Below are 15178 nucleotides of genomic sequence, written 5' to 3'. Positions count from 1 at the left end.
CTCCTCAGGCAAACAGGCGATCGGTGTTGATGAACCCGCGAACGTTTTCTTCCCGGGAGGTGCGGCAGTGCTCGGCAACGCTGGGGTCGGCCTTCATCCAGCTCAGCTTGACCGGCTGCGGCGCGTATTCAGGGTTGGGGTCCATGGGGTGTTGCAGGGCGGTCATCACGATCAGCGTGTCCATCGGCGCGTAGAGCTCGATGGTGTCGCCGGATTTGGAGTTGCCCGGGACGAAGGCCAGTGCGCCGTGATCGTCGACGTTGACGCGGCTGAACAGGTTCAGCGTCATGAGCAGATCGGAAAGGTCCAGGCCCCACTTGCCCATCTCCACCAGCAGGTTGTCCGCACCGTTGCGAAAGAAGCCGTTGCGCAGTTCCTGATAGCGGCCCTGGCCGTATTTCTCGGTGACCTCTTCGGCGCACAGCACGCCGCCGATGCTGTCGCTCCAGCCGCAGGTGTCGGCCGTGATCGCAGCCAAGACGCGGCCCATGTCCGAATACAGGCAATGGCCCGCCGTGAGCTTGGCGGTGTGTTGGCATTTGAGGCTGTCGGGGAGGTTCAGCCGTTCGGTTTTTTCATGGGCGTTGAACATCGTCAGGCTGACGTTGGCGTTACCGTTCAGGTCGGTCAGGCGCAACAGTTCGCCGCGCTTGAGCACGAACGACAGGTGGCCGCCGCCGGGCAAAACCTCCTCGGCGAACACGGGAAACAGCAGAGATGAATCGGTCATGGGAGTTGTCCTTCAAGCCGTTTTCAGCGAATCGATGGCCACGCGTGCGGCGCGGCGATCGCTGTTCAGGGGGATGTCATACGTGATGCGTGCGCCATAGGCGCCGGGGGCGTGCGGGTCGACGCGAACCTTGTCGAACACCAGCAGCCGTGTGCCGAGGTTGAACCCTTCGGACAGGTCGTGAGTGACCATGAACACCGTCAGCTTCGTCTCGCGCCACAGCTCCAGCAGCAACGCGTGCATGTCTTTGCGGATGCCCGGATCGAGTGCGCCGAAGGGCTCATCCAGCAGCAGAATCCGGGGTTTCATGATCAATGCCTGGGCAATGGCCAGCCGTTGCTGCATGCCGCCGGACAGCTGGGAGGGGTATTTATCCAGCGCATGGCCGAGACCGACTTTGTGCAGCAACGCCGCCGCCTGCTCCCGTGCGTCCTGCTTGGCGGCGCCGAAGAGCCGCCCGAGCCACGCCGAGCGCGGCAGCTCAAGGCCCAGCGCCACGTTGTCCAGCACCGACAAATGCGGGAACACCGAATAGCGCTGAAAGACCACGCCCCGAGTGGCATCCGGCTCCTTGGCCAGCGCCTGGCCGTCCAGCAGAATCGTGCCTTTACTCGCCACTTCCTGGCCCAGCAGCAGGCGCAGGAAAGTGGATTTGCCGCAGCCCGAAGCGCCCACCAGCGTGCAGAATTCGCCTTCGGCAATGCTCAGGTTCAGCCCTTCGAGCACGACCTGATCGCCGTATTGCTGCCAGACATTCTTGACCGAAATAAAGCTCATGCGCGTGCCCCCTCGTACCACGGGAACGCTTTGCGAGTGAGCGCTTTCAGGCCCCAGTCCATCAACCAGGCGAGGAGGGTGATCCACACCACGTACGGCAGGATCATGTCCATCGCCAAATAACGTCGCACCAGGAAGATCCGGTAGCCCAGACCATCGGTGGACGCAATCGCTTCGGCTGCAATCAGAAACAGCCACGCCGAACCCAGCACCAGCCGCAGCGAGATCAACAGGCGCGGCAGCAGTTGCGGCAACACCACCCGCAGGATCAGCGTCCAGGTCGAGGCGCCCAGGGTCTGCGCCTTGATCAGCAGCTCGACCGGAATTTCCCGGGCGCGCTGCTCCAGGTCCCGGGCCAGGACCGGCGTGATGCCGATGACGATCAGCATGACCTTCGACAGCTCGCCCAGGCCGAAGACGATGAACAGGATGGGCAGAATCGCCAGCGGCGGAACCATCGACAGCACCGTCAGCAACGGCGACAGCGGCGCGCTGAACAACGGCAATACCCCAGAGGCAATGCCCAGACACAGCCCGACCGCCGCGCTTATCGCAAGGCCGATGGCCAGTCGCTTCAGGCTGGCGCCGGTGTCCTGCCAGAGGATGTACTCGCCAGTGCGTTGATCCGGCACGAACGCCACGCGCTTGATCGCATCGGTCATTTGCACGGCGCTGGGCAGCAGCTTGTCGTTGGGGTTTTCCGTCAGCCGTGTTGCCGAGCCTGTGAAGTAGGCAAACAGCAGCAGGGCAAACGGCAGGAGCACCAGAATCAATCGACTGGCGCGATCCGGGCGGCGGTTTATCAGGCGCATAACAAAGACCTTTGGTTTTACAACTTGCCGTCGGCAGCCATCTGCACGTAGCTCGGGTCGAAATGCAGCTTCAGGTTGGCTTTGTCACCTTCGGTCACGTTGTTGGCGAAGGTCATGCCGACCGCGCTGGCGTCTTTGGCTCCTTCGCCAAGCAGGCCATGGTCGAAGGAGAAGTCAGCGACCTTGCGCATGGTCATCGGCAGTTGCTTGCTGGTGGCGAACTCGAGCGCCTCTTGCGGCGTCGCGAACAGCTTGGTGGTATTCAGTTGCGACTGAAAACCGGCCAGATCGGTGCCCGACGCCTGGGCCATGTGCTCCAGCGCCGCTTTGGACTCGGCGTTTTTGGCGTTCATCAAGGCCACCACTTCGAACCACGCTCCGGTCAGGGCCTTGCCAAGCGCCGGGTTGTCTTTCAGGGTCTGGGTATTGATCACCATCATGTCCATGATTTCGCCGGGAATCTTGCTGGAATCGAAGACTTCCGTGACACCGGGTTTGGCCTTGATCTCGGACAGCATCGGGTTCCAGGTGGTGACGGCTTTGACTTCATTGGTGTTGAAAGCGGCGGCGATATCGGCATCGGAGGTGTTGACGACTTTCAAATCTTTCTCGGTCAGGTCCACCGAATCCAGCGCGCGTGCCAGCAGGTAATGCGACACCGACAGCTCAACCAGATTGACGTCCATGCCTTTGAGATCCGCGACTTTTTTGCCGTCACCCTTGAGCACGATGCCGTCGTTGCCATTGGAGAAGTCGCTGACCACCAGCGCAGTGCTTTCGACGCCGCCGGCTGCGGGGATGGTGAGGGCGTCCATGTTGGTCATGGTGCAGCCATCGAATTGGCCCGCGGTGTATTGATTGATCGATTCGACGTAATCGTTGAGCTGGGTGACCTTAATGTTGATGCCGTACTTCTTGGCCCACTTGTCGACGATGCCTTGGGTCCCTGCGTATTCCCATGGCATCCAGCCGGCATAAATGGTCCAGCAGACGTCGAAGTCTTTTTTCGGGGCAGCGGTGGCCGACAGGCTCAATGCTGCGAAGACGCCTGCGGTAAGCAAGCTGAACAGACGGGATGTTTGCATGGGTATCTCCAGTAGCGAAAAGGGCGGTCAGGAGCACGGCGACACCACTGGTGTCCTGTCTCCCGGGCTTTTATCCCGCCGTGTAACCTCTACTGGAGGTCGCCAACTCTCGGACCAGCCACTCGCTTCAGCGAGCCGGAACCCTAGTCGGCTATTGCAAATTGTGGTGCCGCGTACCTGAGATAACTCTTGCACGCGGTCTACCAAGCGAGAGTTGTGCCAAGTCATGCAAGACGCCCGTCTTGCCTGAGTCGAGAGGCGGCATAATGATCCGGGCTGAGTCGAGCATGCACTGATGCGGGGCGCCGTCTGGCGGCCGGGGGCCGCCGTGGGGCACTCGCTCCGGATTCCGGAGTCTCAGCTTACGTTCTCGGCAGTTTCGGGAACGCCGATCAGCGCCGCTGGTTCGAGCCCTACCGCGGTCCGGGAGGCCGCCATGTATCGAAGACCCTTGCTGTCCGTTTTGATGACACTGTCCCTTGCAGGTTGTTACGGAGGCTATTACGAATCTGAGACTTACACGCAGCCGATCTACAGCACTGGCTATAGCAGCAGCTACGTTTACGACAGTTACCGTCCGGTAGCGCCCGCCTATTACGGCTCTGGCGTCTACTACTCGGCGCCGCGCTACTATTCCGCGCCACGTTATTATTCGGCGCCTCGCTATTACGCGCCTCCGCCGCGTTACTACGGGCCTGGCTATGGCGGGGGACGTCCCGGCTACGGCGGTCGCCCTGGCTATGGCGGTGGCAACTGGAACGGTGGGGGCGGCGGGTATCACGGAGGCGGTGGCTACAACGGAGGCGGCAACGGCTATCGTCCGCCGCCCCAAGGTCCACGACCTGGAGGCGGCAATGGTCCCGGCCCTGGTGGCGGCTGGCATGGTAACCCCGGCGGTGGCGGAGGTGGCGGTGGACCACGTCCCGGCTTTGGACCCGGAGGCGGCGGCCACCGAGGAGATGGGGGTTTCGGTCGTGGTGGTCACGGCGGACCAGGTGGCGGCAACCGCTAAGTAACGACAAAACGGCGCTCCGAGGAACGCCGTTTTTTATGGGGTTGAAAGTATGACCTTGGCCATCAGGATGTACGCATTTCACTTGTGAGACCGGCTTCAGCCGGGAAGACGCCCGTCTGAACAATGTCCATGCAGGCATGAATTAAAGGCTCAATACTCCGACAAGTCCGCCAGCGGATGTCGTCCTTCCCATGCTTTCTCGAAATGCGCGTCCACCACGGCCAACGGAATGGCCGCGACGTCCTGCCAATGCCAGTGCGGCGTCTGATCCTTGTCTATCAGACGCGCACGTACCCCCTCGGCGAACTCGGGATGCCTGCAGCAGTTGAGGCTCATGGCGTATTCCATCTGCAGCACCTCGGCCAGCGACAGGTGCCGAGCGCGTTCGATCTGCTCCCACACGAGATGAGCGGTCAGCGGGCAGCCCTCCGTCAGCGTTTTCGCAGCCTTTGCCAATAGCGGGTCTTCTGCGTTCAAGTGATGTTTCAGCGCATTCCAGGCACTTGGCGCGTCGGCAACATCCAGCACCTCATCAATGATTTGCCGACGAGGCAGCCACTGTGCGGCAGGCAATTGATCCGCCGCCTCCAGTTGCAGGGCTCGAAACAGACTCGTCAGTTGCACCTTCGTTTGTTCCTGCCAATTGAGCTGCAGCAACCGATCAATCATTTCATCCTGTTGATCCTCCTTGAGGAAGCGGTCAGCCAAGCCCAGATCCAGCGCATCGCGTCCGTTGATGTGCGCGCCCGTCAGCCCCAGAAACAGCCCCAGCTTGCCGGGCAGTCTCGACAGGAACCAGCTGGCGCCGACGTCAGGAAACAGACCGATGCTGATCTCCGGCATCGCCAGACGGCTGCTCGGCGTAACGACGCGGATATTCGCGCCTTCCAACAGGCCCATGCCACCGCCCAGCACATAACCATGCCCCCAGCAGATGAGTGGCTTGGGGAACGTGTGCAAGGTGTAATCGAGCCGATACTCTGCCGCGAAAAACTGCGCCGCCAATGCCGGGACCGTACCTGCCTGGTTACGCCCGGCTTCCACCAGCGCGCGTACATCGCCCCCGGCGCAGAAGGCTTTCTGGCCATTGCCACGCAGTAGCACGCAGACAATCTGCGGATCACTGGCCCAGTCGTTCAAGCGCTCCTGCAGTGCCAGAATCATCGGCAACGACAAGGCGTTCAGGGATTTTTCCGCATCCAGCGTGGCGATACCCAGACGGGCGCCGTCCGTTGCGGTGAGCTCTTCAAATTGCAGATTCATCGTGACCTCTTGTCAGTGGTACGGGGATCTATCGTGAATTGTGAGTCCTTCCCGCGTCAGGAAGTTGCACGGCGGTAGCTGTGCACGAGTGTAGGGAGATGCGATGGCAACGCGCTGGAAATCTTCGGCGACAATCCCTAAAGTTGTGAATTGTTTCTGCCGGATCACACCATGACACAAGACGACCGCATCAAACTGGAGGCCAGCTGGAAACAGGCCCTGCGCGACGAGTTCGAGAAGCCTTACATGGGCGAACTACGCGAATTTCTGCGTCAGGAACATGCGGCCGGCAAGGAGATTTATCCGCCGGGTCCGCTGATTTTCAATGCGCTGAACTCAACCCCGCTCAATGACGTGAAGGTGGTCATCCTGGGTCAGGACCCTTACCACGGCCCCAATCAGGCCCACGGCTTGTGCTTCTCGGTGCAGCCCGGTGTACCGACGCCGCCTTCACTGGTCAATATCTACAAAGAACTCAAGCGCGACCTGAACATCGACATCCCCAATCACGGCTATCTGCAATCCTGGGCCGATCAAGGGGTATTGCTGCTGAACACCACGCTAACTGTCGAACGAGCCAATGCCGCCTCCCATGCCGGGAAGGGCTGGCAGCATTTCACCGACAAGGTGATCGAAACCGTCAGCGCCCATCAGCCACACCTGGTGTTCCTGCTATGGGGCTCGCATGCGCAGAGCAAAAAGAAGCTCATCGATGCGTCCAAGCACCTGATCCTGACCTCGGTTCATCCGTCGCCGCTGTCGGCATACAAGGGCTTCCTGGGCTGCGGGCATTTTGGTCTGGCGAACAAGTTTCTGGAGCAGAACGGCCTGGCGCCCATTGACTGGCGATTGCCGGCGGTTGTCTAGCGAGATGAGAGCAGGGTGGGGGCTGACACCGGGATTTGCCAAGAGGGACGCTCCCACAATCCCTATGTCAGCAGGTACATCTGCGGTGTGGTCGTATTGGGTGCGAGTGAGCGTGCGCACGACTGCGTCAACCCACCCGTCTATCCCAATACCGGAACAGCGGCTCCGCCAGGAACAGCACAAACAACAGCCTCATCACCTGCATCGCCGTCACCAGCGGCACCGACAGTTGCAGCACCTCTGCGGTCAGGCTCATCTCGGCAATTCCGCCGGGCATCATTCCCAAGGTCAATGAGCGCAAGTCCAGGTGTGTCAGGGTGCTTAACCCAAGCGCGCACAATGCCGCGATGCTCATCGTCAGCGCCGTTCCCACCAGCGTGCGGCCAATGAAAGACGGCGCCCGGCGGAAGAACGTGCGGTTGAAGTGGCAGCCCAGGCCACTGCCGATCAGCCACTGCCCCAACTGACTGCCACCCTGGGGCAAGCCGATGTGCAGATCGAACGTCACGCTGATGACCGCACTGATCAGTAACGGCCCGAATAGCCACGGGTTGGGCTGCTTAAGCTTTTGCCAGCCCCAGGCCACCAGCGCGCCGAGCGGAAACAGCAGCGTCAGCCACGTCCAATCCACCACCGCCGCGTGGGAAACCGGGCCACCGTTGCCCATCAGGTATTTGAAGATCGCCGGGATACACAGCACCACCGCCAGCACGCGCAGGCTTTGCCCGGCGGCGACGTTGCTGAGAATGGCGCCGTTGCGTGCGCCCAGGTTCACCATCTCGCCCGAGCCGCCGGGCATGCTGGAAAAGAACGCAGTGGCCCGGTCCTCGCCGGTGCGCAGCATGAGCCACACCCCGACCACGCTCGAAACGCTGGTCACCAGTGCGCCGATGAAAATCAGGCCAAAGTGGGAAAGGACTTGTTCGATGACGACAGGGGTGAAGTGCAGGCCGATCCCGATGCCGACCACCCATTGGCCGCATTTGCGGCCGCCGGGTATTTCAGCCAGCTGCCAGGGTGTGAGGCAGCGAACCAGGATGATCGCCAGCAACGAGCCGACCATCCAGGGCAGCGGCCAGCCGACCTGACTGGCGAGAAATCCCCCCAGCAGGCCGACCAGCGGTGTTCCCCACCACGTGCTGAATGGCCGATCAGACATTAGCCATGGCGCGGCGCTGTTTGGCGCGCTTGCGCCAGATGCGAATCAGCGGGAAGACGAGCATGAACGCCGTTCCGATCCACATGCCCAACGTGATCGGGCTCGACCAGAGGATGTCCAGCCCGCCGTTGGAAATGGACAACGCACGGCGCAGGTTCTGCTCCATCAGGCCGCCAAGAATGAAGCCCAGCAGGATTGGCGACAGCGGGAAGTCCAGCTTGCGAAGGATGTAGCCGAAGATGCCGATCCCGACCATCAGGAACAGGTCGAAGGTGGTGGCATGAACCGCATAGACGCCGATACCGGTGATGATCGCGATCACCGGCACCAGTGCCCAATTCGGCACGGCAAGGATGCGGGTGAAGATGCGGATCATCGGAATGTTGAGGATCACCAGCATGACGTTGGCGACGAACAGCGAAGCGATCAGACCCCAGACGATGTCAGGCTGCTGCTGGAACAACAGCGGGCCCGGCGTGATGTTGTACAGCGACAACGCGCCGATCATCACTGCCGTGGTGCCAGAACCTGGAACGCCCAGGGTCAGCATCGGCACCAATGCGCCGCAAGCCGCTGCGCCGATGGCCGTTTCCGGCGCCGCCAGACCGCGCATGTCGCCCTGGCCGAACTTGCCGCTCGCCCCTGCGATGCGTTTTTCAGTCATGTAGGTCACGGCGCTCGCCAGCGTGGCGCCTGCACCGGGCAGCACACCCATGATGAAGCCCATCAGACCGCAGCGAATGTTGACCACAAAGACTGAACTGGCCTCTTTGAAGTTGAACATCATGCGTCCGGTAGCCTTGACAGCCTCTTGACCGCGATGGGTTTTTTCCAACAGCAGCAGGATTTCGCTGATCGAGAACAGACCCAACACCAGCACGACGAATTGAATACCGTCAGCCAGGTGGATGTTGTCACCGGTGAAGCGATACACGCCGCTGTTGGCGTCGATACCGATGCTCGACAGAAACAGCCCGATCAATGCAGCGACAAAGGTCTTCAGCGGCCGATCACCCGCCATGCCGCCCAGGCAGACGATGGCGAACACCATCAGCACAAAGTACTCCGCCGGACCGAAGGCAATCGCCCATTTCGCCAGCAGCGGGGCGAACATGACCATGCCGCAGGTGGCGATCAGTGCGCCAATGAAGGAGCTCCATGCGGAGAGAGACAGCGCCACGCCGGCCAGGCCCTGGCGTGCCATGGGGTAGCCGTCCAGTGCAGTCATGACGGTGGAGGCTTCACCGGGAATGTTTAGCAGGATGGAGCTGATGCGACCGCCGTATTCACAGCCCAGATACACCGCTGCCAGGAGGATCAGCGCCGACTCCGGCGGCAAACCCAGGGCAAAGGCAATGGGGATCAACAACGCGACGCCATTGATCGGTCCCAGTCCCGGCAACAGGCCGACGACGGTGCCGATCAGGGTGCCGGAAAGGGCAGTGACCAGGTTGTAGGGGGTCAGCGCGACGCCGAAGCCCTGGCCGAGATAGCCAAGCGTGTCCATATTATTTCTCCAGAACGTCGAGCAGGCCGAGGGGCAGGGGCACATCCATCACTTTGTCGAACAGCACGTACAGCGCGATGCTCATGAACGTGATGATCACCACACTCGCCAGCCAGCGGCCGCCGTACAAACGTGCCATGGGGATGCCGACCAAAATGCTGCTGAGCACAAAACCCAGAGGTTCAAACAAGCCCGCGAATACCAACAGCAGCACGGTGCAGATACCGATTTTGATCAGCGTCGGACGGTCCAGCGCCGGTTCTTCTTCGGAATGCACGATGGGCGTTGGACGGATCGTCATGTACAGCAGCGAAATGCCCATCAACCCAAGCATCAGCAGCGGAAACGCGCGCGGGCCGACGGGCTCATAGGAAAACGGCGCCTGATAAGGCCAGGCCATCATTGCCAGGCCGATACACACCAGCAAAAGGACCAGTGAGAAAATGCGTTGCACAACCATGGAAAACTCCCGGATCACGCCGCCGCGCAGGCGGCGCAACCCTCAGTCAATCGAGAACCTGTGGATGCGGTTCAATCACTGAATCAGCCCGAATTCCTTGGCCAGGGTTTTGTATTCGGCGACGCGGGTCTTCACGTATTTGTCGAGCTCTTCACCGGTCATGGCAAACGGGAACAGCTCACGCTGATCGCGCAGCTTGGCGAAGTCTTCCGAGGCCAGCAGCTTGTCGAATGCCGCTTTCCACCAGTTGTAGTCTTCGTCCGAGACCTTTGGCCCCAGGTAGAAGCCGCGTACCACCGGCCAGACAATGTCGTAACCCTGCTCTTTGGCGGTGGGAATGTTCTTCATTTCCGGCTCGTCCAGACGCTGCTCGGAGAACACCGCGAGCAGGCGCATGTCGCCGCTGAGGATGTGTGGCATGGAGTCGGAAATATCGGTGGAGCCTACCTGGATGTGACCGCCGAGCAGGGCAGTGGCGATTTCACCGCCGCCTTCCAGAGCGACGTAACGCAGTTCACGCGGGTTGATGCCGGCCGCCTTGGCAATCAGTGCGGTTTGCATCCAGTCCTGGCTGCCGACGGTACCGCCAGAGCCGATGACGACTTTGCCCGGGTCGGCTTTCAGCGCCTTGACCAGATCGTCCAGATTCTTGTACGGCGAATCGGCCTTGACCGCGATGGCGCCGTAGCTGGTGCCCACGGCAGCGAGCCAACGCACGGCGTTTTCGTCAAAACGGCCGAACTTGCCTTGGGCAAGGTTAAGCAGCGACCCGCTGGACCACGCGACCAGAGTACCGGCATCGGCCGGCCGTTGAGCGACCACTGCGTTATACGCCACCGCACCGACGCCGCCAGGCATGTAGGTCACGCGCATGGGTTTGGAAAGGATTTTTTCGTTGATCAGCGCGCTCTGCACCAGTTTGCAGGTCAGGTCGAAGCCGCCACCGGGCGAAGCCGGCGCGATGCATTCAGGACGATTGGGCTCGGCGGCCCACAGTTGGGTGGCCATCAGCATGCAGCTGGCGGCAACGCTAAGGTGGCGCAACGATAGGGTCATGGTCGGTCTCCAGGGGAGTTGTTGTTTTAGTGGGTCAGGCAATGGATCAGGCGGCAGTGACACTTCATCGCACGCGGCTGGAATGACGCGAAGCGGACGTGACAAAGCACCGCGCGGCTGGGCGGCGGGGCGATTCAAAAACAGAACGGGATTCAGAAGGCGCAAGGGCCTGGGATTGCAGTGATGGCATCACTGGTGACTCCGATATTGTTTTTATTGTTGAAAACGCATCGAGGCGTTTTTCGTCACGATCCTGGCATCAGCGTCATGAAGCGGGGCGCAATGGTCACAAGTCGTTGCCCGATCCTAATCAGCAAAGCTTTCACCAACCTTTCAACTACCTTTCATGTAGCTTTCAGCTGATCCGTGACACACCGGGTGGCGGCTCAATTACAGCGATCCGGGCCTTCACAGACGACGGCGCGCCTGTAAACTCCGCTGTCATCATGCTCAATCCGGGAGAAATCGATGCGTGTCCTGCTCGTCGAAGATCATCTGCAACTGGCTGAAAGTGTCGCGCTGGCGCTCAAGAGCAGCGGCCTGACCGTTGACGTTCTGCACGACGGTGTTGCAGCCGATCTCGCGTTGAGCAGCGAAGACTACGCGGTGGTGGTCCTTGATGTCGGCCTGCCGCGGATGGACGGGTTCGAGGTGTTGGCGCGCCTGCGTGCTCGGGGCAAGAACATACCGGTGCTGATGCTGACCGCGCGCAGCGACGTCAAGGACAGGGTCCACGGTCTGAACCTTGGCGCCGACGATTACCTGGCCAAGCCGTTTGAACTGTCGGAGCTTGAGGCGCGAGTCAAAGCCCTTTTGCGGCGCAGCGTACTCGGCGGCGAGCGTCAGCAGCGCTGCGGCGAGCTGGTCTATGACCTCGATACCCGCCGCTTCACCCTCGGCGAAGAACTCCTCACGCTGACCTCCCGCGAGCAGTCGGTGCTGGAGGCGTTGATCGCCCGCCCGGGCCGCGTCATGAGCAAGGAGCAGTTGGCAGCGCAAGTGTTCGGCCTGGACGAGGAGGCCAGCGCCGACGCCATCGAGATCTATGTACATCGCTTGCGCAAGAAGCTCGACGGGCACCCGATCGCCATCGTCACGTTCCGCGGGTTGGGCTATCTGCTGGAAAGCCGGGATGCTTAATCCGTTTCCTGCAGCGGAAAACAGCCTGCGCTGGCGACTCCTGTGGAATCTGGGTTTGCTGCTGGTGGTGTTGATGATCGCCAGCGGCATGAGCGCCTACTGGAACGGTCGCGAAGCCGCTGACACGGCGTACGATCGCACGTTGCTCGCCTCGGCGCGGACCATTGCCGCCGGGCTCTCGGAGCACGATGGCACCCTCAGTGCGGACGTGCCCTATGTGGCCCTGGACACGTTCGCGTACGACAGCGCAGGGCGTATTTACTACCAGGTCAACGACATCAATCAGAAGCTGATCTCCGGCTACGAAAACATCCCGCCACCGCCGCCGGGTACACCACGCACCGACGCTTATCCGGCGCTCGCCAAGTTCTACAGCGCGCGCTATCAGGGGCAGGACATACGCGTGGTGAGCCTGCTCAAGGCGGTGAGTGAGCCCAACATGAACGGCATGGCAGAAATCCGCGTGGCCGAAACCGAAGAGGCGCGGGTGGACATGGCCCAGGCGCTGATGGCCGATACCCTGCTGCGCCTGGGCATGCTCGGCAGCGGCGCCTTGCTGCTGGTCTGGTTCACCGTCAGCGCAGCGCTGCGGCCGCTGGACCGCTTGCGCACCGCAGTGGAAGAACGTCAGCCCGACGACCTGCGTTCGCTGCCGCTGGTGGAAGTGCAGCATGAGCTGCGCCCACTCGTCAGCTCGTTGAACCACTTCACCGAAAGGCTGCGCATGCAGTTCGAACGCCAGGCGCAGTTCATTGCCGATGCTGCCCATGAATTACGCACGCCACTGGCCGCCTTGAAAGCACGGCTGGAGCTGGGCCTGCGTGACCAGCAGCCTGCGGCGTGGCGCACCACGCTGGAAAGCGCAGCTTCCGGCACCGATAAACTGACCCATCTGGCCAACCAGCTGTTGTCACTGGCGCGCATCGAAAACGGTGCCCGCGCGATTGCCGAAGGCGGTGCGGAATTGCTTGACCTCAGCCAGCTGGCGCGGGAATTGGGCATGGCCATGGCGCCGCTGGCCCATGCTCAGGGCGTGGCGCTGGCGCTGGAGGCCGACGAGCCGGTGTGGCTACGCGGGGAGCCGACGCTGCTCAACGAATTGTTGAGTAATCTGGTGGATAACGCCCTGGCCCACACACCGGCGGGCGGCAACGTCATTTTGCGCGTCCATGCGCCGTGCACGCTGGAGGTCGAGGATGACGGGCCCGGCATTCCGCATCATGAGCGCGAGCGAGTATTCGAACGCTTCTACCGGCGCAACCAGCAAAGCAAGGGTTCGGGTCTGGGATTGGCCATCGTCGGAGAAATCTGCAGGGCGCATCTGGCGCGGATCACGCTGCATGACGGTGCGCAGCGGGGTTTGAAGGTGCGGGTGAGTTTCGTGGTGCCGGATTCCGGCCTGGTCGGGCAACCTGCAACGGTCAGTACAGCAGGGTCATCGCCTCGTTCATCTCGTTGATGAGCCTGCCGTCAGCCATGTTCAGGCCCAACTGCGCCACCGCCGGCAACGATTGAAAGAGCATGTTTGGATAAGGTGTGCCGTTCATCTCATGGATATGGACGGTGGCGACCTGTACCAGATCCACGTAATCGGCCCTGTCCGAAACCCGGCTGAAATTCTGGAACTGGCGCGGCACGATTGCCAGCTCCTCCGGGAAATCCCACGAACGCAGCAGTCGCTCGCCGATCACCGGATGGATGCGTTCAATAACATGGTTGAGACTGATCGGGTCCGAAAGCAGCTCGAAGTTGTCCTCGGCGTAAGTCAGGATCGGCAGCACACCGATGAGATGGACAAGCCCGGCCAGCGTGGCTTTGTCGGCCTTCAGGCGCAGGCTGCGGTAGCTGAGAACATTGCTCACTCCGGCAACCTGCATGCTGAGTTTCCAGATGTCGCGCATTTTGGTTTCGATGACGTCGGATTTGGCGTGAAACATTTGCTCCACAACCAGCCCGATCGCCAGGTTGCAGCTGTAGTTCACGCCCAGCCGTCGAACCGCAGTGAGCACGTCGCTGACTTCAAAGTTGGGCCGTAGCAGCGGGCTGTTAACGACCTTGATCAGCCTTGCCGACAGTGCCGTGTCACTGCCGATGACCTTACTCAGCGCAGCGATGGAGATTTCCGAGTCCTCTGCCGCGAGGCGGATTTTCAGCGCGACTTCAGGGAGGGTTGGCAGAAACAGAGCATCCTTGTCGATCGCCTTGATCAGATCCCTCTGCACTTCGTCAGCCATGCTACTCATATTGGTTCTCTGGGAACTGCATTCCGGCCAGCAGCCGGCCACTCTGTGGCCCGGCGCTGGTAACTACGCTGACGTCTAAGGTAATGCGAACCCGCTCAACGCTGTGTTTCGAGCTTGGAGTCGAGCGTGTATGGCAAGTCGCTCATGTGCAGGGGCTCGCCGTCTGCCGCGCCAAGATGGAGATTGCCATCCTCTGCAGCATCAGCCTGCAAGACGGCGAGCAGCTCGATCCCGACATCAGACCGGGCCGCGACCACAACGTTGCCCACGGCACTCGAATGCACCGGTGAAAACAACGCGGTGCCCGGCTCCGGCAGCTCACCGGCAGCCATGGTCAGTCGATACAGCCGGCGTTTCAGTTTGCCCAGGTATTGCATGCGGGCAACGATTTCCTGCCCGGTGTAGCACCCTTTTTTGAAACTGACGCCACCCACGGCCTGAAGGTTGATCATCTGCGGGATGAATTCTTCGCGCGTCTGACCGAACACCTGGCCGATACCCGCGCGAATCTGCCCCAACAGCCAGTCATTGAGCGATGCTTCAGGCAAGTGCCCGGCCAGGCGCGTACGCACGTCATCGCCCTGTTCAACGGGAACCCACAGCTCGGCACGGGCAGGGGAAACGCGGATGGCGATGAGGTCATTGGTGCGTGTGACCGAATCAGTCGCTTGTGCGAGGTCCAGTCCCAGGCTGACCAGGGCGCTGTCAGCGTCCTGCAAGCCGAATCGCACCCAGGAAGCGCTTTCATCGGTCAGCTTCGACTTGGAGAACACCGCGTACTTCTTCAGGTCCAGCAATTGCGCGTCAATCAGCTCGCTGGCCATCGCCAGCAGCACGCCGTCGCCTTGAAGCAGGATGCGGAAGCTGGACTGCATCCGGCCTTTTTGCGTGCAGCGGGCTCCAAGGGTCGCCTTGGCTTCGCTCAGGTAATCGATGTTGCAAGTCAGTTGACCTTGCAGGAATTTGCCGGCATCCGCGCCGCGAACGGCGAGCACACCTTCATGGGACAGGGGGCAGAAAAATGCTGGAACGGCCATGAGTCATCGCAGGGGTAGAAGTCTGGG

The 15178-nt window shown here is 61.2% G+C and carries 15 protein-coding genes, 1 pseudogene and 1 riboswitch; of the genes and pseudogenes, 5 read left to right on the top strand and 11 right to left on the bottom strand.

The features are described from left to right. Positions 1–4: 4 nt before the first annotated feature. Genes LT42_RS14835 through LT42_RS14820 form a run of 4 tightly spaced genes read right to left on the bottom strand, consistent with a single transcriptional unit; the run spans position 5 to position 3404 of the window. The gene (locus LT42_RS14835) at positions 5–730 is read right to left on the bottom strand and encodes an urea amidolyase associated protein UAAP1 (protein ID WP_037014407.1); all 726 of its coding nucleotides are present in this window, start codon (positions 728–730) and stop codon (positions 5–7) included. A gap of 12 nt (positions 731–742) precedes the next feature. After that, positions 743–1507, bottom strand: a complete 765-nt coding sequence (locus LT42_RS14830; protein ID WP_037014405.1) for an ABC transporter ATP-binding protein — start codon at positions 1505–1507, stop codon at positions 743–745. Then, positions 1504–2319, bottom strand: a complete 816-nt coding sequence (locus LT42_RS14825) for an ABC transporter permease (protein WP_037014401.1) — start codon at positions 2317–2319, stop codon at positions 1504–1506. The genes LT42_RS14830 and LT42_RS14825 overlap by 4 nt, the downstream gene beginning before the upstream one ends. Positions 2320–2336: 17 nt before the next feature. Beyond that, positions 2337–3404, bottom strand: coding sequence for a putative urea ABC transporter substrate-binding protein (locus LT42_RS14820; RefSeq protein ID WP_037014398.1), 1068 nt, complete (start codon positions 3402–3404; stop codon positions 2337–2339). Positions 3405–3461: 57 nt separating this feature from the next. Next, a riboswitch (guanidine-I (ykkC/yxkD leader) is annotated at positions 3462–3562 on the bottom strand. 696 nt (positions 3563–4258) lie between these two features. Here LT42_RS14820 and LT42_RS25955 point away from each other — a divergent pair. Continuing rightward, on the top strand, positions 4259–4420 hold the full coding sequence (locus LT42_RS25955) for a hypothetical protein (RefSeq protein WP_160176722.1): 162 nt from the start codon (positions 4259–4261) through the stop codon (positions 4418–4420). Between the two features lie 149 nt (positions 4421–4569). Here the strand turns inward: LT42_RS25955 and LT42_RS14810 are convergent, their stop codons facing one another. Further along, positions 4570–5682 carry an enoyl-CoA hydratase/isomerase family protein gene (locus tag LT42_RS14810; protein ID WP_037014396.1) on the bottom strand — a complete coding sequence of 371 codons (1113 nt, stop codon included), beginning with the start codon at positions 5680–5682 and terminating at the stop codon, positions 4570–4572. 171 nt (positions 5683–5853) lie between these two features. On the opposite strand from LT42_RS14810, the gene ung reads away from it, so the two are divergent. Beyond that, the gene (gene ung, locus LT42_RS14805) at positions 5854–6549 is read left to right on the top strand and encodes a uracil-DNA glycosylase (RefSeq protein WP_037014393.1); all 696 of its coding nucleotides are present in this window, start codon (positions 5854–5856) and stop codon (positions 6547–6549) included. Positions 6550–6676: 127 nt separating this feature from the next. On the opposite strand, the gene LT42_RS14800 is transcribed toward ung, so the two are convergent. The 4 genes from LT42_RS14800 to LT42_RS14785 all read right to left on the bottom strand — a co-directional run bounded on the left by LT42_RS14800 (position 6677) and on the right by LT42_RS14785 (position 10731). Beyond that, positions 6677–7708 carry an AbrB family transcriptional regulator gene (locus LT42_RS14800; protein ID WP_037014390.1) on the bottom strand — a complete coding sequence of 344 codons (1032 nt, stop codon included), beginning with the start codon at positions 7706–7708 and terminating at the stop codon, positions 6677–6679. Then, on the bottom strand, positions 7701–9215 hold the full coding sequence (locus tag LT42_RS14795; RefSeq protein ID WP_037014387.1) for a tripartite tricarboxylate transporter permease: 1515 nt from the start codon (positions 9213–9215) through the stop codon (positions 7701–7703). The genes LT42_RS14800 and LT42_RS14795 overlap by 8 nt, the downstream gene beginning before the upstream one ends. Before the next feature lies 1 nt (position 9216). Beyond that, positions 9217–9675 carry a tripartite tricarboxylate transporter TctB family protein gene (locus tag LT42_RS14790; RefSeq protein ID WP_037017302.1) on the bottom strand — a complete coding sequence of 153 codons (459 nt, stop codon included), beginning with the start codon at positions 9673–9675 and terminating at the stop codon, positions 9217–9219. A gap of 75 nt (positions 9676–9750) precedes the next feature. Further along, positions 9751–10731 carry a Bug family tripartite tricarboxylate transporter substrate binding protein gene (locus LT42_RS14785; RefSeq protein ID WP_037014384.1) on the bottom strand — a complete coding sequence of 327 codons (981 nt, stop codon included), beginning with the start codon at positions 10729–10731 and terminating at the stop codon, positions 9751–9753. A gap of 98 nt (positions 10732–10829) precedes the next feature. On the opposite strand from LT42_RS14785, the gene LT42_RS25950 reads away from it, so the two are divergent. From LT42_RS25950 to LT42_RS14775, 3 genes and pseudogenes are all read left to right on the top strand, one after another. Next, entirely contained in the window at positions 10830–11240 is a 411-nt protein-coding gene (locus tag LT42_RS25950) for a hypothetical protein (RefSeq protein ID WP_160176721.1), read from the top strand. Then, the gene (locus tag LT42_RS14780) at positions 11200–11871 is read left to right on the top strand and encodes a response regulator (protein ID WP_037014380.1); all 672 of its coding nucleotides are present in this window, start codon (positions 11200–11202) and stop codon (positions 11869–11871) included. The genes LT42_RS25950 and LT42_RS14780 overlap by 41 nt, the downstream gene beginning before the upstream one ends. Continuing rightward, positions 11864–13258 (top strand): annotated as a pseudogene (locus tag LT42_RS14775) (sensor histidine kinase); the annotation flags it as partial. The gene LT42_RS14780 and the pseudogene LT42_RS14775, both read left to right, overlap by 8 nt. 34 nt (positions 13259–13292) lie before the next feature. Here the strand turns inward: LT42_RS14775 and LT42_RS14770 are convergent. Together LT42_RS14770 and ygfZ are read right to left on the bottom strand one after the other, a co-directional pair. Further along, positions 13293–14114, bottom strand: a complete 822-nt coding sequence (locus tag LT42_RS14770) for an HDOD domain-containing protein (protein WP_037014379.1) — start codon at positions 14112–14114, stop codon at positions 13293–13295. Positions 14115–14209: 95 nt separating this feature from the next. After that, positions 14210–15151 carry a CAF17-like 4Fe-4S cluster assembly/insertion protein YgfZ gene (gene ygfZ, locus LT42_RS14765; RefSeq protein WP_037014376.1) on the bottom strand — a complete coding sequence of 314 codons (942 nt, stop codon included), beginning with the start codon at positions 15149–15151 and terminating at the stop codon, positions 14210–14212. Positions 15152–15178 lie beyond the last annotated feature (27 nt).

It is taken from the genome of Pseudomonas lutea, from assembly GCF_000759445.1.
GTDB lineage: Bacteria > Pseudomonadota > Gammaproteobacteria > Pseudomonadales > Pseudomonadaceae > Aquipseudomonas > Aquipseudomonas lutea.
This window is presented reverse-complemented; position numbering and strand designations above follow the sequence as displayed.

Bases quoted from the DNA above. Each gene is read 5' to 3' on its own strand.
- LT42_RS14825 (WP_037014401.1), bottom strand. From the start codon at position 2,319: ATGCGCCTGATAAACCGCCGCCCGGATCGCGCCAGTCGATTGATTCTG.
- LT42_RS14790 (WP_037017302.1), bottom strand. From the start codon at position 9,675: ATGGTTGTGCAACGCATTTTCTCACTGGTCCTTTTGCTGGTGTGTATC.
- LT42_RS14780 (WP_037014380.1), top strand. From the start codon at position 11,200: ATGCGTGTCCTGCTCGTCGAAGATCATCTGCAACTGGCTGAAAGTGTC.
- ung (WP_037014393.1), top strand. From the start codon at position 5,854: ATGACACAAGACGACCGCATCAAACTGGAGGCCAGCTGGAAACAGGCC.
- LT42_RS14835 (WP_037014407.1), bottom strand. From the start codon at position 730: ATGACCGATTCATCTCTGCTGTTTCCCGTGTTCGCCGAGGAGGTTTTG.
- LT42_RS14830 (WP_037014405.1), bottom strand. From the start codon at position 1,507: ATGAGCTTTATTTCGGTCAAGAATGTCTGGCAGCAATACGGCGATCAG.
- LT42_RS14785 (WP_037014384.1), bottom strand. From the start codon at position 10,731: ATGACCCTATCGTTGCGCCACCTTAGCGTTGCCGCCAGCTGCATGCTG.
- LT42_RS14800 (WP_037014390.1), bottom strand. From the start codon at position 7,708: ATGTCTGATCGGCCATTCAGCACGTGGTGGGGAACACCGCTGGTCGGC.
- LT42_RS14820 (WP_037014398.1), bottom strand. From the start codon at position 3,404: ATGCAAACATCCCGTCTGTTCAGCTTGCTTACCGCAGGCGTCTTCGCA.
- LT42_RS14795 (WP_037014387.1), bottom strand. From the start codon at position 9,215: ATGGACACGCTTGGCTATCTCGGCCAGGGCTTCGGCGTCGCGCTGACC.
- LT42_RS14810 (WP_037014396.1), bottom strand. From the start codon at position 5,682: ATGAATCTGCAATTTGAAGAGCTCACCGCAACGGACGGCGCCCGTCTG.
- ygfZ (WP_037014376.1), bottom strand. From the start codon at position 15,151: ATGGCCGTTCCAGCATTTTTCTGCCCCCTGTCCCATGAAGGTGTGCTC.
- LT42_RS14770 (WP_037014379.1), bottom strand. From the start codon at position 14,114: ATGAGTAGCATGGCTGACGAAGTGCAGAGGGATCTGATCAAGGCGATC.
- LT42_RS25955 (WP_160176722.1), top strand. From the start codon at position 4,259: ATGGTCCCGGCCCTGGTGGCGGCTGGCATGGTAACCCCGGCGGTGGCG.